Genomic DNA, 19,148 nt, shown 5'->3' on the forward strand with positions numbered 1-19,148 from the left:
AAGGCGAGCGGTTCGTCACGCTATTGCCCGACAGGTCCAAAGCTAAAGCGTTTGTGCCAACTGCATCTTCGGGAGTTTCCGACGTTTCTTGAGAAGCATCAGCGACGGGGGTAGAAACAGCAAGCCCCGGCTCGGGTTGAGTCGGGGCTTGCTGTTTGGCTTGGTCACATCACCAAGCTAGTCGCTGAGAACAGAACGGACTGCTGCGTCGTGCCTGCTCGCAATGACAGGCGAACTCAGTGGGCGTCCATGCTGATTTTGCCCACCACTTTCACGCGTTTCACCAGCAGAATGAGCGGCAGGCAGGCCAGGAAAAAGATGCCCAGCGCCGTAAATATCTGCGAGTAGGTGATGAGCGAGGTCTGCTTCATCAGGATGCCTTGCAGGGCGGCGTAGGCCTGCTGCCTGGCCTGCTCCAGCGGGAAGCCTTTGGACACAAAGTTCTGGGTGAAGGCCTGGATGCGCTGCACGGTTTCACTGTTGTAGAGCGAGATGTTGGCCGAGAGGCTGTTGCGGTTCTGGGCCAGACTGCGCTCCAGATAGGTGCCCACAATAGCCACGCCGAACGAGCCCCCGAGCTGGCGAATCATGCCCGTGATGCCAGCGGCCTGCCCGGCGTCTTTGCCTTGGAGGCCGGCCAGGCTCATGGTGGTGATGGGCAGGAAAATGAGGCCCAGGCCCACGCCGCGCACCATCAGGGGCCAGAAGAAGTCGCTTTCGCCGGCGGTGGGCGAAATCTTGCCGCTCATCCAGAACGTGAAGAAGAAGAAGATGACGAAGCCCACCGGAATCATGTACTTCTGCGGCACGCCCGCCTGCAGCGCCCGCCCAATGAGGGGCATCATAAAGCCCGAAGCCAACGCCCCCGGCAGCAGCAGAAAACCGGTTTGGGCGGCCGTGAAGCCCAGAATGCGCTGCGTGAAGATGGGGAAGATGAAAATCGAAGCAAACAGCCCGAAGCCCAGCACGAACGACAGAAACGCGCCCACCGCCAGGTTGCGGCTCTTGCCCAGCACCCGCAGGTCCACGATGGGCTTTTCGGCCGTGAGCTCGCGCCAGACGAAGCCGATGATGCCCACCGCCGAGCAGGCCGTGAAGAAGTTGATGAGCGGGTCCTCGAACCAGTCCTTGGTTTCGCCCTGCTCCAGCACGTACTGCAGCGAGCCCACGCCCAGGATGAGCAGGAAAATGCCCGCCCAGTCAATCTCACGCAGCGGCCGCGGGATGGCGTTTTTGATGCGCTCAGGGTCGCGGATGAAGGTGAGGGTGAAGATGCTGGCCAGGATGCCCACCGGCACGTTCACGTAAAAAATCCAGGGCCAGTCGTAGTTGTCCACTATGTAGCCGCCCAGCGTGGGGCCGATGGTGGGCCCGATGATGACGCCCATGCCAAACAGCGCCTGGCCCAGCGGCAGCTGCTTGGGCGGAAACGTATCAATCAGAATGGACTGCGACGTGGCCATCAGCGCGCCCCCGCCGATGCCCTGAATGAAGCGAAACGCCACCAGCTCCCAGATATTGGTGCTCTGGCCGCAAGCCATGGAGGCCAGCGTAAACAAAACCACCGACGCAAAGTAGTAATTGCGCCGCCCGAACTGCTCGGCCAGAAAGCCGGTCATCGGAATCACAATCACGTTGGCGATGGCGTAGGAGGCCACCACCCAGCTCACTTCCTGCTGCGTGGCCGAGAGGTTGCCCATCATCTGGGTCAGGGCCACGTTCACGATGCTGGTGTCAATGAGCTCCAGCAAGCAGCAGAGGACCACCGTGATGACGATAATCCACTTGGTAAATCCGGTTTCCATTCTATATCTGTGTTATGAATGTTACCGTCATCCTGAGCGCAGCGAAGGACCTTATCACGCTTGATTAGGTAGGCTCAATTCGAGCGGCGCTAGCGTGATAAGGTCCTTCGCTGCGCTCAGGATGACAGAATAAAACAACCTCTGCTTACTTCACCTTCACCTCGGCCGTCACGCTCATGCCGGCGCGGAGCGGGTGCTCGGGGTCCACTTTGTCGAGGGCGATGCGAACGGGGATGCGCTGGGTCACTTTCACGAAGTTGCCGCTGGCGTTGTCGGGGGGCAGCAGGGCAAAGCGGGCGCCGGTAGCGGCGGAGAGCGACTCCACGTGGCCCTGGAACTCCTCGTTGGGGTAGGCGTCTACCTCAATTTTTACGGGCTCGCCCACTTTCATGTCTTCCAGTTGGGTTTCCTTGAAGTTGGCCACTACCCAAGTGCGGGCGCTGCCCACAATGCCGAAGAGCTGCTGGCCGGGCTGCACTACCTGGCCGGGTTGCACGTTTTTCTTGCTCACGATGCCGTTTTCGGGCGCCACAATGGTGGTGTAGCTGAGCTGCAGCTTGGCGTTGTCGAGGTCGGTTTGGCGCTGTTTCACCACGGCCTGGGCCACGGCCACCTGCTGCTGGGCGGCGGCCACCTGCTGGCGGGCCACGCTCACCTGGTCGGTGGCAGTGGCACGCTGGGCGGCGGTGGCTTTCAGGTTGGCCTGCACGGCGTCGTACTCACTCTGCGGAATGATGTCCTGCTGGCGCAGGAAGGTGCTGCGCTTGAGGTCTTTCTGCAGGCGCTCCTGGTTGGCCTGGCTCACGCCGATGCCGGTTTGGGCGGTGCGCACGTTGGCCTGGGCGGTGCCCACGGCGGCGCGGGCGGCCGTTACCTGGGCCTGGGCGGCCAGCAGGGCGGCCTCGGCGGCGTTCACGCGCTGCTGGTAGTCGGCCTGGTCAAGCGTTACGAGGACGTCGCCCTTTTTCACGGGCTGGTTGTCGTCCACTTTCACGCTCAGCACGGGGCCGCCCACGCGGGGCAGCACGGGGTACACGTCGCCTTCTACCTGGGCGTCGTCGGTGCTTTCGTGGGCTTTGGCAAACTGGTAGCGCGTCCAGCCATAAAAGCCACCGCCCAGCAGCACCAGGGCCAGAATGATGAATACAAGCGGATTGCGCTTCTTGGGCGCTTCCATCGGCTCGGTTTCGGCCGAGGCCGCGTTGGGGTAGGGCGCGGGGGCGTTTTGTACGTTGGGGGAAACTTCGGTCTGGGCCATCTTAGTAGGTATTCAGGTGTCGATTTTAAAGAGAGAGGGGAAGGCAGAAACGCGTGGCGGAGGAAGGTCAGTTCGCGGGTTCGCGGGTTTCTGATTGCAAGGGGGCACGCACCAGAAGCGTGGCGCAACGGGCGGTGCGCAATACAATTTCGGCCGTGGTGCCCATCAGGAAGCGGGTGAGCCCCGTTTGGCCGTGTGCGCCGATAACAATCAAGTCGGCCTGCTGGCGGCTGGCTTCGGCCACTATTTCGGAGGCCGCTTCGCCGCGCACCATGCCGGTGTGCACGTGGGCCACGCCGGCCTGCTCGGCAGCGGTGCGCAGGGCCTGCATCCGGTCTTTGCAAGGCGCAAACACGGTGTCGTCGGGCCGCTGGCCGGTGGGGTCTTCCTGCGGCTCGCACACGTGCAGCAGCCGCAGCTGAGCCCCGGAGGCCACGGCCAAGGCGGCCGCATACGCCACCAGCCCAGCCGACGCGGCCGAGAAATCGAGCGGACAAAGGATGGTGGATAGGTTCATTTTCAATGGGTGAATGGGTGAATGAGCGAATGGGTGAAGGTGTTGGGTGGGTGAAAGCGGTTTGAGCGTGAAAAACATTCGCTCATTCACCCATTCACCCATTCACCCATTCACCCATTGTCATTATTGCCAAATCTGCTCGCCGGTGGCGCGGCGCAGCTGGTACTGGCCCAGCGTGTAGTTGTACATGGCCTGGGCGCGGGCCAGGCGGGCCTGGGCCAGCTGGGTTTCGGCGTCGAGCACGTCGAGGTTCTGGCCCACGCCGTAGCGGTAGCGGCCTTGGGCGCGGGTGAGGGCGTCGGAGGCCTGTGCCACTTGCTGCTCGGCGTTGGCCAGGCGGGCCTGGCTGAACTCCATGTTGTTTACGGCTTGGCGCACGTCGGCCCGAATCTGCTCCTGCGTGTCCTGGGTGCGGGCCAGGGCGGCGCGGCTGTTGGCCACGGCCTCCACGCGCTGCTTCTTGTTGCGACCGCCGTCGTAGATGGGCACCGACAGCTGCACCACGCCCACGGTATTGAAGCGAATGCGGTTGATGTCGGGCAGGATGTAGCCGTTTTTGCCGCCTACCTGGGCGCCCACGCCCAGGCTGGGCAGGTCGCTTTTCTCGATGAGCTTGGCTTGCAGCTCGGCCGTTTTTTCGGCGTCGCGGGCCAGTTTCACTTCGGGGCGGTTTTCGGTGGCTTTGGCCAGCTCGGTGGCCATGTCCACGGCCTGGGGCTCGTACGTTAGGCGGCCTTTCACCGGAATGTCGGCTTGCGCGGGCTTGTGCAGCAGGCGCGCCAACTGTACCTGCTGGTTGCGGAGCTGGTTTTCCAGGTCCAGCTTGGTGTTCTGGGCCTGCGTGATGCGCACGTCGGTGGTGGTCACGTCAAAGCGCGTGCTCACGCCGCCTTGCACACGCTTTTCCATCTCGTTGCGGTGCACCTGCAGCGAGGCAATCTGCTGGTTTTGCACCCGAATGCTTTCGCGCATGAACAGGATGTTATAGTACACCTGCGCCGCGTTGAAGGCCAGGTCGCGCCGGGCCACCGTGATGTTGTCCTGCGCCGTTTGCACCTGCGACTCGGCCACTTTCACGGTCGCTGCGTTCTTGCCAAAATCAAGCAGCAGGTACTGCGCCGTGAGGTGGAAGTCGTAGTTGTTGTTGGGCGCAAACTGCAGCGTTTCGCCATTGAAGGGCAGTTTTACCACCGGGTCGATGCGGGTGTAAGTGGCCGTGCCGGTAATCTGCGGCAGGAAGCCCGACTGCGTTTGCGACAGGCGGCTGCTGGCGGCATTCGACAGCTCCGTCAGGTTGGTGATGCCGGGGTTGGCATCGAGCACGGCCTGCACGGTGGCGCCCAAGGTGAGGGAGTCGCTGGCCAGGCCAATGGGCTGAGCAGCGGCGGGCACGCCGGGCTGGTTTTGGGCCCGAGCCGAACCAGCAGTGCCCAGCAAGCCCAACGTGAGAAGGAAAGCTGCCGGAGTGAAAGAACGAAAAGACATAAGCGAATGCGAGTTGAATCTGCAATAGCTTACCTAATGCTGTGCCAAGGGGTTTTATAAAATTCAATTTATTATATATTATGCGTTCAATGCTCTGATAATTATAGTATTGTGCAACTAGCGTTGTGCTGTGAAGAGTATAGCTTGTCAACTTCATTTTGCTGAAATATCAGGAATTACCTCCTTTTTACTCCTGTTATTTCAGGAAAAATGTGACATCTGCTAAAACAACTGAGCCGCTGGCGCGTCTATATCTCCCGAGCGGGAACAGTAATCAGCTGCCCATACGCCAACTCGCACCATCCCCATGCCCGACCAGGACGAAAACCTGCTGTTGCACCTCAACGAAGCCATCGCCACCATGCGCGACAAGGACTCGCTGTTTAAAGTGGTGACCACCAAGCTGCGGCTCATTTTTCCGTTCGACCTCATCGGCATCAATGTGTTTGATGCGGACCTTAAAATGAAGCGGTTATTCCTGCGCGACTATTACGGCGTGGACGAAGCGCCGCCGCTGCCGGCCGGCATGGAGCAGTTCACACCCATTGCGGGCTCGCCGCTCGAAAAGCTGGTGGCCGACCCCCGCGTGCAGCAGTTCACCCCCGAAGAATACCTGGCCGATTACCCCAACTACGCGCCATTTAACAAGTTTCAGAAGCTGGGCATCAGCCACCTCACGGCGGTGCCGCTGCACATCGGCGGGCGCCTCACGGGCATGATGACCCTGGCCTCGCGCCGCACGCCCCACCTCGCGCCGGCCGACGTGAAGCTGCTGGAAAAAATCGGCTCGCTCATCGCCGTGGCCGTGGCCAACACGCTGGCGTTTGAGGAAGTGGCCCGCCGGGAGCAGGAGCGCACCCTGCAGCTCAACATCACCAACGCCCTGCTCAGCATCAAGCAGCGCGAGCCGCTGTTTCGGGCCGTGGCCGAGGCGCTGAGCCGGGCGGTGCAGTTCGACTATTTCGGCATTCGGGTGCAGCGGGCGGGCCGGCAGGAGCCGTTTGAGGGGTTTGCGGAGTTTGCGCGCACCGGCGAAGGCCCCGAGGCGCAGCTCCAGGCCCTCGACCCCAACCGCCAGCACGGCCTCAATCAGCTCGACACCGCCACCATGTACCAACAGCTCAACGGCTTGCTGCAAACCCCGGGCCTGTACGCGGCCGACGATTTTCGGGCGCAGGCCCAGCGTTTTCCGCTGCTGCGCCGGGTGTACGAGGAATACGGCACGCGGGCTATGCTTATTGTGCCCATCTGGCAGCGGGCCGATGGCGTGGCCGTGCTCATCCTGGCTTCGCCCAACCCGGCCGCTTTTCAGCCCGAAGACCTGGCCACCGTGCTGGCCCTGGCCCCCCAGATTGCGCTGGCGCTGGAAAACCTGTTCGCCTTCGAGCAGATTGAGGAGCTGAAGGCGCAGGTGGAGCAGGAGCGGACCTATTTGGTCGACGAAATCAACACCTCGGCGCGCTTCGGGGCCGACTCGGGCGCCTTCGTGGGCAACGGGCCGGCCCTGCAACTGGTGCAGCGCCGCATCAGCATGGTAGCGCCCACCGATACCACGGTGCTGATATCGGGTGAAACCGGCACTGGCAAGGAGCTGGTGGCCCGCGAGCTGCACAACGCCTCGCCCCGCCACGGCCGCGCCCTTATCAAGCTTAATTGCGCGGCGCTGCCCGCGCAGCTGATTGAAAGCGAACTGTTTGGCCACGAAAAAGGGGCTTTCACCGGCGCGGTGGAGCGGCGCATCGGCAAGTTTGAGCTGGCCAACGGCGGCTCGATTTTCCTCGACGAAATAGGCGAGTTGCCCCTCGACCTGCAGGCCAAGCTGCTGCGCGTGCTGCAGGAAAAGGAATTTGAGCGGCTGGGCGGCACCAAGGTGCTGCACTCCGACGCCCGCGTGATAGCCGCCACCAACCGCGTGCTGGCCGACGAAGTGGCCGCCGGCCGCTTCCGGGCCGATTTGTACTACCGCCTCAACGTGTTTCCCATCGAGCTGGCGCCCCTGCGCGAGCGCCGCGAAGACATCGAGCCGCTGCTGCGCCACTTCATTCAGCGCCTGAGCAAGCGACTGGGCAAGCCTCTGCGCCAGGTGCGCCCCGCCGACCTGGCCGCCCTGCAGGCCTACTCCTGGCCCGGCAACATCCGTGAGCTGGAGCACGTGCTGGAGCAGGCCATCATCGTGAGCCAGGGGCCGTTTCTGGAGTTTGCGGGCTTTGCGGCCGCGCCGCTGGTACTGGCCGCCGGCGCCGCGCCGGCGGCCGCCAGCTTTGCGCCCCTCAAAACGCTGAAGGAACAGGAGCGCGACCACATTCTGGCCGCGCTGCAGCGCACCGGCGGGCGGGTGAGCGGCGCCCAGGGCGCTGCCCTGCTGCTCGACATCAACCCCAAAACGCTGGAAGCCCGCATGAAAAAGCTGGGCATCCGGCGCATGGTGGGCGTAGATGCATAAGCAGCGCTACTTCCAGGCCTTGAGGAGGCGGCGCACCAGAATGATTTCGCCGGTGTGGTAGGCTGCGTGGTCGGCGATGAGAAAGGCTTCGCGCAGAATGGTTTGACCGGTGCCGTGGGGCAGGGGCGCCAGTAGGTTGGTGCCCGGCGCGTGCAGCAGGTGCAGAAAGCGCTGCCGGTCCTGCCGAATGCTGTCCAGGGTTTCCTGCCACTGTTCTTCGTCGGCGGTGGCATCGGGGGCGGGCCAGTAGCCCTCCGGCCATTTGGGCGACTCGTGCTCGGGCTCAAGGCAGAACTCGACGATGTCCCACTGCGCGATGCGCACGTGCTCAGCTAACTGCCAGATGGTGTAGGGCACCTCCGGCACGCGCTGGTTCCAGATTTTGGGCGTCAGGTCGGCACAGGCTTCCTCGAAGGTGGCGTGGGCGTTGCCCTTGGTGAGCAGATTGGTTAGCTCGGCCACCACGCCCTTCTGGTTGGGCCGGTCCATGGGCGGAATGCTGTTTGGTATCATATAGAGAGTAGGGGCGCCAATCAGGAGGCGGTGCCCGTGCGGGGCATGGCACGATGCGCGGCCGCTTTGCGCGGCGGTCGGGAGTTCAGCGCACCGGTGGAGTACAGCGCCGCGCCCATCAGCACGGGCTGAAAAAACAGCCGGGCCAGCCGCTTGGCGTCGGTATCGAGGCCGAAGGCGGAAATGCGCTCGGTGTACTGGTGCACATTGCCGGGAAACACCGCCGCGTAGAAAGCGGCAAGCCCGATGCCCATGCGCCGGCGGTTTTTGCCTTTCAGCAACAGCAGCGCCAGTCCTAAGCCGATTTCCACCACGCCCGAGGCCAGCACGGTCGTGTCCTTATCGCCCGGCACAAAATCCGGCACCTGCGCCTGAAAATCGCGCCGCGCAAAGGTGAGGTGGCCGGTGCCGGCAAAAACCATAAACGTGCCCAGCACACCGCGGGCCACGTTTTGTAGGGTGGAAGTATGATAGGGCTGTGGCATGGCATGTTCGCGGGTTAGTCAGACGCTATGCTATACGGCTATCGACCAATCCGAGGGGATAGTTGTTTGCCATCACACCTGCCTTGAGCAAAACAGGAGCTGATTTCAAGGCACTACAACATCTATGGAAGGACAAAAGGTTGATGCTAACTAGCGTGGCAAACAAGGAGAGCAGCCTTTTTACCATTCATCTGGTCTTGACTGCATTCACGTTTTTAATAGCATCACACGATGAAATACAGTCAACTGATTGCGGCCACTTTTCTCGGGGCTATGCTTTGTGCTTGTTCAAAGGACAAATCGGCCCCCGCCTTAAAAACAGCGGTGCTCGACGACACCACTTGGCGCATGACCGGCTATACCATGGATTTCGGGCCCTTGAACGGCCCCATTACCGGCACAAATAACTTTTTCCTGTCGTTCAACAACAATCCCTCTGCGCCCTGCCTGGGGCTCAACACGCTCACCTTCACTTCGGCCGGCAAAGTCATCTGGAAGCAGGATGCGCGCGGCTGCTCGGTGAGAAGCAACTTTGTGAGTTCCGATTGGGGAACGTGGCAGGTGAACAGCGCCCACACAGAGCTCACCGTCAGCAGCTCGTGGGGTGGAGCCGGCCGGAGCGTCGTGCCTGTGATGGAAGCTGTGCAGGGGGCGTACGAGTACACGCTTACCAACACTACTCTGACCCTCAGTGCCAGATATGTTTACGGACAAAATCGAGATTCCCTGCGAGTAGACAAGGCGGTGTTCGCCCTGCAATAGTTCGCCATACCAGACAAGAAAAAGCCCTGCCTGATACGCATTAGTACCAGGCAGGGCTTTTTTGTAAGGCACAATTCATTGTGGACCTAGTGCGCCTGCAGCCAGTTGTTGCCGGTGCCTACTTCCACTTCCAGCGGCACGCCGTGGGGCAGGAGCAGCGCTGTGGTCATCAGCTCCTTGATTTTGGGCGTGATGTAGTCCACCTCTGATTTCACGGCGTCGAACACCAATTCGTCGTGCACCTGCAGAATCATGCGGGTTTTGAGCTTCTCCTCGCGCAGCCAGTGGTAAATGTTAATCATGGCCATCTTGATGATGTCGGCGGCCGTGCCCTGGATGGGGGCGTTGATGGCGTTGCGCTCGGTGTAGCCGCGTAGCGTGGCGTTGCGCGAGTTGATGTCGCGCAGGTAGCGGCGGCGCTTGAGCAGCGTTTCGGCGTATTCCAGCTCGCGGGCGCGGTTGATGCTGTCGTCCATGAACTGCTTCACCGACGGGAATTCCTGGAAATAGGTCTCGATGATGTCTGTCGCTTCCTTGCGGCTGATGCCGATGCGCTGGGCCAGCCCGAAGGCCGAGATGCCGTAGATGATGCCGAAGTTGACGGTTTTGGCCTTGCGGCGCATCTCGGCGTCCACTGCTTCAATGGGCACTTTGAACACCTTGCTGGCCGTGCTGGTGTGCACGTCGAGGCCCTGGCGGAAGGCCTCAATCATGGTTTTGTCGCCCGAGAAGTCGGCCATGATGCGCAGCTCCACCTGCGAGTAGTCGGCCGCCAGCAGCACGTGGTTTTCGTCGCGCGGTACGAAGGCTTTGCGGATTTCACGGCCCTTCTCCGTGCGGATGGGGATGTTCTGTAGGTTGGGGTTGGTGCTGCTCAGGCGGCCGGTGGCGGCTACGGCCTGGTTGAAGTTGGTGTGCACGCGGCCGTCGTCTTTGTTCACCAGCTGGGGCAGGGCCTCCACGTAGGTGCTGCGCAGCTTGGTGAGCTGGCGGTATTCGAGGATGAGGGCAGCAATGGGGTTGTCGGCCGCGAGCTGGCTCAGGATTTCCTCGCCGGTGGCGTACTGGCCGGTTTTGGTTTTCTTGATTTTGCCCTTGCCAATGTCCATCTTGTCGAACAGCACCTCGCCCAGCTGCTTCGGCGAGCCAATGTTGAACTCCTGCCCGGCTTCGCGGAAAATCTGGCCTTCCAGCTCGGTGATGTAGCCCTGTAGCTCGGCCGAATACTCGTTCATGGCGCCCGAGTCGATGCGCACCCCCTCGTACTCGATGCTGCTGAGCACGGGCACCAGCGGGTTTTCCACGTCGTTGAGCAAGCCCAGCAGGCCCAGGTCCTTCAGCATGGGCTCGAAGACGTGCTTGAGCTGCAGGGTCACGTCGGCGTCTTCGCAGGCGTAGTCTTTCACCTGGGCGGGCGGCACGTCGGCCATGGTAATCTGCTTTTTGCCCTTGGGGCCGATGAGCTCGATGATGCTCACCGGCGTGTAGTGCAGGTAGGTTTCGGCCAGCACGTCCATGTTGTGGCGCATGTCGGGCTCGATGAGGTAGTGGGCCAGCATGGTGTCGAACAGCGGCCCGCTCACTTCCACGCCGTAGTGTCGCAGAATGGTGAGGTCGTACTTCACGTTCTGCCCGATTTTCAGGATGTTCTCGGCATCGAAAAAGGGACAGAACTCTTCCACAATGGCCTGCACCGCGGCGGGGTCTTCGGTGGGCACGGGCACGTAGTAAGCCTCGCCCGGCAGCCAGCAGAAGCTCAGGCCCACCAGCCGCGCCGTCATGATATCCAGCCCAGTGGTTTCGGTGTCGAAGCTGACTTCGGTTTGCTGCAACAGGAAGCTGAGCAGCGACTGCCGCAGCTCCGGCGTGTCAATTAAATGGTAGTTATAGGGCACGTCTTCCAGCCGTTTGCGCGGGCCGGCGGGGGCGCCGTGGCGGCCGGTTTCGCCTTCCTCGGCGCCAATGGCCACGGCTTCGTCGCCGGGGTTGCCGAAGAGCGAGGCTTGGCCGGCGGCGGCGCGCGGCTGGCGGGTGGGCTTGGAGCCGGGCGCGGCCACGCGGGCCGGCGTGCGCTCGGGGCCGCCGCCACCGAGGATGCGGGCGGCCAACTGGCGGAATTCTAGCTCGTCGAACAGCTCGCGCAGGGTGGCTTCGTCGGGCGCGTCGAGCACCAGCTTGTCGGGCTCGAAATCAAGCGGCACGTTCACGTGGATGGTGGCCAGCTCTTTGCTCATCAGGCCCTGCTCGGCGAAGTTGCGCACGTTTTCCTGCTGCTTGCCCTTGAGCTGGTCGGAGTTGGCAATCAGGTTCTCCACCGAGCCAAACTGCTTAATCAGCGCCTTGGCCGTCTTCTCGCCGATACCGGGAATACCGGGAATATTGTCCGAGGCGTCGCCTTGCAGGCCCAGAATGTCAATGACTTGCTCCACGCGCTCAATCTCGAAGCGGGCCAGCACGTGGTCCACGTCCAGGATTTCGGCCGCGTTGCCCATGAAGGCCGGCCGGTAGATTTTGATGCGCTCCGTCACCAGCTGGCAGTAGTCCTTGTCGGGCGTCATCATGAACACCTCGAAGCCTTCTTTCTCGGCCTTCTGCGCCAGCGTGCCAATCACGTCATCGGCCTCGTAGCCGTCCATCATCAGGATGGGGATGTGAAAGCCCTGAATGATTTTCTTGATGTAGGGCAGGGCAATGCCGATGTCTTCGGGCATGGCCTGGCGTTGGGCCTTGTACTCGGCAAACTGCTCGTGGCGGAAGGTCTTCTTGGCCGCATCAAAGCACACACCGATGTGGGTGGGCTTTTCCTTCTGCAACACCTCCACCAGCGTATTGGTGAAGCCGAGCACGGCCCCGGTGTTCATACCCTTGGAGTTGATGCGCGGGTTTTTGCTGAACGCGAAGTGCGAGCGGTAAATCAGGGCAAAGGCGTCGAGCAGGAAAAGCTTTTTGGCGGGAGCGGCGGGTTGGTCTGGCATAGGACGAAGGTACGGGCAGCGCACAAAGAAGGGTGCCGGGCGGGGCGGTTTGGCCCGTCGTTCGCGGCGTGGGCCAGGGTGGGCACGGGCGGCCGGGCGGCAGGCAGCCCGTTAGGGAGCCGCGCCTGTCACATTCGGGTCATTAGTTGGGCGCACACCGGGCCATGTACCGGCGTTGAAGTGGCTAGAAGCACCCTTATTAAAAAAAAAGTCCGTAATAAGTCAATAATAAAATGGTTTGTTTATAGTCTAAAAACAGGTGTTACGTCCTTGCGGATGCCCGGCCGGGCGCCCAGCTTTGTGGCGTTGCCACTACCGCCTTCCGCAACGCTGCCGGGCTCTACCTTGCCGCCTGCACCATTCCTTTTCCATGTTTATGCGTTCTTTCCCTTGCCGCTGCGCGGCTCTGCTGGGCCTGGCCCTGCCCTTCGCCTCCTTAGCCCAAACCGCCCCGGCGCCGGCCGATACGGCCCGCTACTATCGCCACCACCTGGGCCTGACGGCCAGCCCCGTGCTCGACGGCTTTTTTCGCAACAACCGCAGCCTGCCTCTGGGCCTGCTCTACAAGCGCCAGGTAAAGCCCGCGCAAGCCCTGCGTGCCAGGGCGGAGTTTATATATGATTTTTTCGAACAGGTGAATCCTCTTGCCGTCAAGGGACAAGGCAGCGGAGACGCGTACCGACAAACCATTTACCGTATAGAGGCCGCTTTCGGCAAAGAATACGCGGTAGTTTCTAACAAACGGTTTGCAGGGTATGTAGGGCTAGAAGCAGGCGGATTCTATGGCACTAACAAGCGGGATTTTGAGCAATACACTCAAGGCTATCAGGCCATTGACAGGAATGGCCAGCCCTATTTTACCATTGCAGTAAACCGAGGAAATTCTTCGTTCAACGATATAGGCCTTTTTGTGCAGCCACTGGCCGGGGTTCGCTACCAATTTCTCCGTCGCCTGTACGCCGAAGCGGAAGCAACCTTACCTATCCGCTGGACTCGGACTCAATTCCAATTGCAATCCCGTGTGTCGGATTTTGATACGGGAACGTTGCCGTTTGGCTCCGATATGGGTGAAGACACTTATTACCGTTTCACTGCCACTTTTCGTCCAATCAGCACGGTGCACTTAGTATTGCTTTTTTGATTCTTTTTCACTTTTCCTAATCCTCATGAAACAGTTCTACCGCTTGCGCCTAGCTTTAGGCTTACTCTTGCTGCTGGCGTCCAAGCTGGCTCACGCCCAGACTGAGGGCACCCTAGCCGCTTACCAAACCATTGTGTGCCCTGGGGAGCGCACCACCATCTCCGTATCGGTTAACAGCAACGTTACCGTTGCCGGGGCCGTTGCTGTCACCAACGGGTCCGCCACCTTTCCGGTAAAAAGTGGGAGCGTTATCAGTTGTGACGTGACGTGGCAGGATAAAGCTGAACAAGGAACGCTCGTTTTTAAACTTAAAAAAGAAGTTAGCAGCAATACTTTCACTTATCCGGATTCCCCGCCCGCCACCGTGAACATCAAGTCAGTGCGGGACCAGACGCCGGGACTGATAAACGGGGTGTCAAGTTTGAACGTGCCCCTGTGCCCCGGTGGTCAGCCTATCACCTTCACCATCGCCCAAGAGTACTTCAAAGCAGTGCCCTCCTTGGCCATCACCGATTACGTGTGGCAGGTGCCTGCCGGCTGGCAAGTGGTCAACCCGCAAACCAGCGCCGCCTTTCCGGGAGCCTACCTCAGCGGGCGCAGCATTAGCGCCATTCCCCCGGCGGGCACGACCGGTGGCCTTGTGCAGGCCTACCAATACAGCAAAGCCTGCAACGAAAACAGCTTTTTCAATAACGCGCCGGGCACGCTCGTGAGTTTTCCGCGCCAATTGGTCATCTTCCGGCCCCAGCCCGCCGTTACTGGCGTCACGCCTTCGCGAAACCCACTCACCTGCGGCGACCAGCGCCCGTTCACGCTAACCGCAGTAGTCAATCAGCCAGGAGTCGACTTTTTCACTTAGACGCTGCCCCAAGGCTGGGCTTTTGCACCCGGCGCTGCCACCAATACGGCCACGATAACCGTGGTGCCCACGGGCACGGGCCCGATTGGGGGAGGCTCTAATTTCTCCGGCTCAGTTACGGCGCGATACACCTGCGCTTCCTTAACGACGCAGCCGTACACTTATTCTGTCAGTTACAGCAACCAGGTAGCCCAGCCCACGCTCACCGTGCCCCTGGCCACCGGCAACCCGCCGCTGTTCTGCTACGGCGATACCTTGTCGGTTTCGGCCACCGGGCCGGGGGGCGCGCAGTTCACGTGGAGTGGCCCGGCCGGCGTTAGCTTCACCCCGGCCGTGAGCGGGCCGGGCCAGCGGGTGCAGGTGCAGCTGCCCGGCAGCAACTTCGGCGACGGCGACATCACCGTGCGCGTGACGGCCGGCAACCCGGCCCTGGGCTGCCAGGCCAGCGTGCCCGCCACCCAGAAAATCGTGCTCCACCGCGCCCCGCTCACCTACGCCACCAACCCCGTGCGGCTGCAAGTGGGCTCCGACACCGGCTATAACAACGGCGCCCCGCCCTCCGACTACCCCGGGGCGCCCTCCTACCTGCCGGTGCAGTGCAACACGCCCACCTACCTGCGCCTCTACGGCCAGCTGCTGGATTACTATGGCTTTCCCGTCAGCAACTTCCGCTGGAACGTGGACGGCCGCGAGCCCGCCAACTCGGCCAATCAGTTCACGGTGCTCACGCCCATCGGCACCAGCCAAGGCAGCCAAGTGTGCCTGATTATCACGAACCGCTGCGGCGCCGACGAGTACTACTGCTGGCAGATTCCCATCTACGGCGACTGCAGCGGCGGGGGCGGCCCCATCGAGCCCGAGCCCTGCGTGGAGTGCGGCCGCCAGGCGCCCACCGCCGCCTACCCCAACCCGGCCGATGCCGACCTGACCGTGCCGGTGCCCGCCGGGGCCTACGGCGCGGTGCGCCTGCTCAACGCCCAGGGCCGGCCGGTGCGCCAGGCGCCCGCCCACGGCAGCCGCGTGGTGTTCGACGTGCGCGCCCTGCCCAACGGCCTTTACTACCTGGAAGTGCCCTCGGCCGGCGCGGCCCCAAGCCGCCAGCAAGTGCAAGTGCAGCACTAAGGCCGGTTCGGTATGAGAAGACCCGCTCTCGGGCAAGCAAAAGCCCTGGCTGCCAAGTCAGGGCTTTTGCTTGTGGGGCTGTTGGGCCGAGCCGGGCAGCACGCCTACAGCGCCGGCTTCACATCCAAAACAAAGCTGTGGCTGCCCGCAAGCCCATTGGCCGAAAGCCCTTGCAGCACCACGAGGAAGCGGCCGGCCTGGTCGCCGGTGTAGAACTCCACGGGTTTGGTCTCGGCGCCGGTTAAGGTGAGGTTGGGGTTCCAGTAAAGGAGGTTGCGCAGGTCGGGCAGGCGGCTGGTTTTTTCGGCGGCGGTTTCGTAGCGCGGGGCGTAGAACTCGCGCTGGCGCTGCACGCCCTCGTACTGCTGCACCAGGGCGCGGGCGTCGGGCTGGTAGCCTTCCAGGTCGCCTTTGTAGGTGGTCAGGCTCATCAGGCCGTTGTAGATGGCCGCGCCGTGCAGGTAGCGGCTGTCAATCACCTCCAGTTTCTGCACCTTGAGCGGGTTGATGGCCATGACTTTGTTCATGTCGAACACCGGCACGCCGTCCAGCAGCACCATGGGGTTCTTTTCCAGCAGCACTTTATTGGCCCGGTCGGTCACCAGCAGGTGGAAGCCGTCTTTGCGGATGCGCACCACCACGCCCGGCACGTACTCGCGCAGCACCTCCTCCATCACCTTGAAGCGGGTGTACTTGTCGAGCAAATACGACTCGTCGGCCCGCCCGAAAAACGCGGTGCTGTCCACCGGCTGGGCAGGCGCATACCGCCGATACCGGTCGGTGAACACGCGCTGTACCTGGGCCTGCAGGTGCCGCCGGGCGTAGTCCTGCTCAAAGGCGGGCATCAGGCCGAAGGCCGGCAGCGCCGCCGTGGCGTAGCGTGTCGAGAACGGGTCGAGCAGCGCGATGCGGCTGGTGCTGTCCTGCTCCGGGTCGGCCTGCACCACGATGTCGTGCGGGCCCACCGGGGCGGGCAGCTCAAAGCGCAGGCGGCCGTCGGCGGAGCTCTCGGCGTTGGTGAGGCGCAGCAGGCGGCTGGGCGAGGCCAGGTAGGCCGTGACGCCGGCCCTGGCCACGGGCCGGCCATTTTGGGTGAGCTGACCGGTCACCACGGGGCCGTAGGGCTCGGGCAGGAAGGCGAGGGCCGGCGGTTTGGGCGCCAGCACGTCTTCCCAGCGCCAGCGGCTCCAGCCCTGGGTCAGCATCAGGTTGTCGGCGGCGGCGCGGGCGGCGGGGTCGGTTTCACGGAAATAATAGCCGGCATCTTCCACGTCGCCCTTCAGGTCGGCGGCCAGCCACAGGTACTCTTCGATGGAGGCCGGGCGAGTGGTATTGAGCGAGTCGAGCTGGTACACGGCCATCGAGAGGCTGGCGGTTTCGGGCGCGGCCTGGCCGGGGGCGGCCAGCTGCACCTGCACTTTTTCGCGCAGCCCATACTGCGCCTTATCGGCGCGGGCACTCAGGGCCAGGTGGCGGGTCGGCGGCCGGAAGTAGAGCCGCTCGCACACCGGCCGGCGGTCGGCCGTGAACAGCGTGAGGTGCGAGACGCCCTCCAGCAGCTGGCTTTTGTCGAAGGTATAAGTCGCCTGTCCATCTGCCAGGGCCAGGCGATGGGTGAGCGCCACCTGCTGCCGCGAATGGCCCAGCAGATACAGCGTTTCGGGCTGGCGGCTGCTGGCGCTCACCGTGAGGGTAAGCTGGGTGGGGCTGGTTTCTTCCAGCCGCAGCACGTAGCCGCTGTCGTAGGGGCGGGGCAGCGGGCGCGTGAGGGCCGTGGCTCGGCCGTTGCCGAGCGTGAGCACGGCCGTGTAGGGCTGCTGGCCTTCGGCGGGGGTGAAGGCGAAGCGGCCCATGCCCCGGTGCTGCGTGGCAAAAGTGGCCACCACGCGGCCCTTGCTGTCGAGCACGCGGCCCTCGGCGGGCACGCCCCGGCCGGCCCGGTCGGTTACCTTAACTGCCACCTGGCTGCGCAGGCCGCGCACCAGGTTGCCGCCCTCCGGAAAAAAACGAGCCTCGTAAGCCGCCGAGTCCTTGCCCGTGGAGCCCGACGCCGTGGCGGTGTTGATGACCGTTACGGCCGTTTGGAAGTAGGTATCGGGGCCGAAGTTCTGCATCCAGCTGGTGTAGGCGCGCACCTGGTAGGTGCCGGCGGGCAGCGAAGTCGGCAACGGAAAGGCCCCCTGTCCCACGGCGTTTTTCAGGCCCACTTTGGCTTGCAGCACGGGGCGGTGGCTGGCGTCGAGCACTTCCACGTAGGCCACGCTGCTCAGCGTGAGCGGCCGGATGTGGGTGCCCTCGGCGGCGTACACCTTAAACCACATGGTTTCGCCGCTCAGGTACACTGGCCGGTCGAGGTGGAGGTAGAGCTTTTCGTGCGGGTCGCGCTGCTCAAACCGGCTCAGTTGGCCGGTGAGGCCGCCCAGTGAGTCGGCCTGGGCGCGGGCGGGCGCGGTGGCCAGCAGCCCCAGCGCCGGCGCCAGCAGGCCCGCCGCGGCGCGCCGGATAGAAGTTGAGTCCCACATAATCAACCGCATATAAAGAGAAAGGAGAAACAGGTTGTAATACACTTCAGGCTCGCGCTAGGGCCAGAACGAGGGTTTCACGGTGCTGCCGTAGAGGCGGCAGTCCACGCACCGGCGGTCCACGCCCAGCACGCCGCCGCCACCATAGGCCAGGGGCACGTTGTAGGGGCCGCCGAAATAGGCGATATACAGCCTAGGGTCTCTGATGGTGTCGGGCACGCAATTGTCGTAGCCGCTGGAAATGCGCCAGTCGTTGGGTAAGTCGAGGTAGCGAATGAAGAGGCGCTGCTGCTCCACGGAGTGCACGCCCACGAAGCCCAGGGCCAGGTCCTTCTCGTCGGTGAGGCAGCGCACGTTGCCGGCCAGCTGCACGGGCTGGGGGTCGAAGAGGGTGCCGATGTTTTCGGTGTTTTTCTTCAGCAGCTCCCAGTAGCGGTACTCGGCCTCGGACTGGGCCGACTGGGTGACCAGAATGCTGTAGAGGTGGCGCAAGCGGCTGCTGGTGGTCGGCAGCTCACGCACCACGTAGTCGCGCACGGCGTTCTGGCTCAGGCGCGTGGTGTTGACGAGCTTGATGTCGGTCGACTTTTCATTGCCCCAGCAAATAAGCGGAAACCGCGTCGTGATGGGAAACAGGCCGCCCGGGGGCATGGGGTCGAGGTTGCGGTATTCCAAGGAGGGAATGAGCACGGGAATGCTCTCCCAGGTTTCCTCGTAGTCCCAGCGGTAGAAGCGCGTGGCGGCCGGGTCATTGTTGTGGGTGCTGATGAGGAGCTTAAGGCCTTCGGGCGTGGCCCGCCAGGAGAAGTCGTCGATGCGCGGGGTGGTGTTGACGGCTTCAAAGCCGGACGCGTACTGCTGGCCATCCGCCGTGTTGATGCGCAGGCGATACTTGCGGGCGGGGTTGAGGGTGCGAATGGGCGATGTATAGGTGCCGGCGGGGCTTTCGGCGAGCGGGTAGCGCGCGCCGCCCTCTTCCTCGACGAAGACCGTGGCCTTGGTTTCCACCGGCGGGGCCGTCTTGGCCCCGATGGCGTAGGTGCGCGACAGCCGCACGGCGGTGGCGCCCTTGCTGTTGACGAAGCCGTCGACCACCAGGTAGCTCGGCGGGTTCTGGATGGCCTCCGGCAAATACGGGTCGGTGCACCCGCCCAGCAGAACCAGGCCTAATAGCACGGCAAACGGGATAGAAAGGAAGGAGGCGCGCATGTAAGAGGGCAAGTTGCAGGCGGTGGCCGAAAGAGTTGGGGTAGCGGGAAGA

At 62.8% G+C, this 19,148-nt stretch carries 14 protein-coding genes; 5 read left to right on the forward strand and 9 right to left on the reverse strand.

The annotated features are described in order from the left end of the window. Nucleotides 1-236 precede the first annotated feature (236 nt). The 4 genes from MUN81_RS01300 to MUN81_RS01315 all read right to left on the reverse strand — a co-directional run bounded on the left by MUN81_RS01300 (nucleotide 237) and on the right by MUN81_RS01315 (nucleotide 5,065). Complete coding sequence (locus MUN81_RS01300) at nucleotides 237-1,805, reverse strand: DHA2 family efflux MFS transporter permease subunit (protein ID WP_245114599.1); 1,569 nt, start codon at nucleotides 1,803-1,805, stop codon at nucleotides 237-239. Between the two features lie 145 nt (nucleotides 1,806-1,950). Next, the gene (locus tag MUN81_RS01305; RefSeq protein WP_245114600.1) at nucleotides 1,951-3,063 is read right to left on the reverse strand and encodes an HlyD family secretion protein; all 1,113 of its coding nucleotides are present in this window, start codon (nucleotides 3,061-3,063) and stop codon (nucleotides 1,951-1,953) included. 67 nt (nucleotides 3,064-3,130) lie between these two features. Next, nucleotides 3,131-3,580 carry a universal stress protein gene (locus tag MUN81_RS01310; protein WP_245114601.1) on the reverse strand — a complete coding sequence of 150 codons (450 nt, stop codon included), beginning with the start codon at nucleotides 3,578-3,580 and terminating at the stop codon, nucleotides 3,131-3,133. Between the two features lie 123 nt (nucleotides 3,581-3,703). Next, complete coding sequence (locus MUN81_RS01315) at nucleotides 3,704-5,065, reverse strand: TolC family protein (protein WP_245114602.1); 1,362 nt, start codon at nucleotides 5,063-5,065, stop codon at nucleotides 3,704-3,706. Nucleotides 5,066-5,372: 307 nt separating this feature from the next. Here MUN81_RS01315 and MUN81_RS01320 point away from each other — a divergent pair, with 307 nt between their 5' ends. Next, entirely contained in the window at nucleotides 5,373-7,508 is a 2,136-nt protein-coding gene (locus tag MUN81_RS01320; protein ID WP_245114603.1) for a sigma 54-interacting transcriptional regulator, read from the forward strand. A 6-nt stretch (nucleotides 7,509-7,514) separates the two neighbouring features. Here the strand turns inward: MUN81_RS01320 and MUN81_RS01325 are convergent, their stop codons facing one another. Then, complete coding sequence (locus tag MUN81_RS01325) at nucleotides 7,515-8,021, reverse strand: DinB family protein (protein WP_245114604.1); 507 nt, start codon at nucleotides 8,019-8,021, stop codon at nucleotides 7,515-7,517. 20 nt (nucleotides 8,022-8,041) lie between these two features. Beyond that, entirely contained in the window at nucleotides 8,042-8,506 is a 465-nt protein-coding gene (locus tag MUN81_RS01330; RefSeq protein ID WP_245114605.1) for a hypothetical protein, read from the reverse strand. 231 nt (nucleotides 8,507-8,737) lie between these two features. On the opposite strand from MUN81_RS01330, the gene MUN81_RS01335 reads away from it, so the two are divergent. Continuing rightward, on the forward strand, nucleotides 8,738-9,268 hold the full coding sequence (locus MUN81_RS01335; RefSeq protein WP_245114606.1) for a hypothetical protein: 531 nt from the start codon (nucleotides 8,738-8,740) through the stop codon (nucleotides 9,266-9,268). An 86-nt stretch (nucleotides 9,269-9,354) separates the two neighbouring features. Here the strand turns inward: MUN81_RS01335 and polA are convergent, their stop codons facing one another. Beyond that, entirely contained in the window at nucleotides 9,355-12,243 is a 2,889-nt protein-coding gene (polA, locus tag MUN81_RS01340; protein ID WP_245114607.1) for a DNA polymerase I, read from the reverse strand. 376 nt (nucleotides 12,244-12,619) lie between these two features. Here polA and MUN81_RS01345 point away from each other — a divergent pair, with 376 nt between their 5' ends. The 3 genes from MUN81_RS01345 to MUN81_RS01355 all read left to right on the forward strand — a co-directional run bounded on the left by MUN81_RS01345 (nucleotide 12,620) and on the right by MUN81_RS01355 (nucleotide 15,365). After that, the gene (locus MUN81_RS01345) at nucleotides 12,620-13,384 is read left to right on the forward strand and encodes a hypothetical protein (RefSeq protein WP_245114608.1); all 765 of its coding nucleotides are present in this window, start codon (nucleotides 12,620-12,622) and stop codon (nucleotides 13,382-13,384) included. Nucleotides 13,385-13,409: 25 nt separating this feature from the next. Continuing rightward, on the forward strand, nucleotides 13,410-14,243 hold the full coding sequence (locus MUN81_RS01350) for a hypothetical protein (protein WP_245114609.1): 834 nt from the start codon (nucleotides 13,410-13,412) through the stop codon (nucleotides 14,241-14,243). A gap of 207 nt (nucleotides 14,244-14,450) precedes the next feature. Then, on the forward strand, nucleotides 14,451-15,365 hold the full coding sequence (locus MUN81_RS01355) for a T9SS type A sorting domain-containing protein (RefSeq protein WP_245114610.1): 915 nt from the start codon (nucleotides 14,451-14,453) through the stop codon (nucleotides 15,363-15,365). A gap of 104 nt (nucleotides 15,366-15,469) precedes the next feature. On the opposite strand, the gene MUN81_RS01360 is transcribed toward MUN81_RS01355, so the two are convergent. Continuing rightward, a complete protein-coding gene (locus tag MUN81_RS01360; protein ID WP_245114611.1) occupies nucleotides 15,470-17,899 on the reverse strand; it encodes an MG2 domain-containing protein in 2,430 nt (809 codons plus the stop codon). Between the two features lie 45 nt (nucleotides 17,900-17,944). Continuing rightward, nucleotides 17,945-19,096 (reverse strand): DUF4249 domain-containing protein, encoded by a 1,152-nt coding sequence (locus MUN81_RS01365; protein WP_245114612.1) that lies wholly within the window; start codon nucleotides 19,094-19,096, stop codon nucleotides 17,945-17,947. Nucleotides 19,097-19,148: the final 52 nt, after the last annotated feature.

Origin of the sequence: Hymenobacter sp. 5317J-9, from assembly GCF_022921075.1 — a bacterium.
In the GTDB taxonomy this organism is placed as follows: domain Bacteria; phylum Bacteroidota; class Bacteroidia; order Cytophagales; family Hymenobacteraceae; genus Hymenobacter.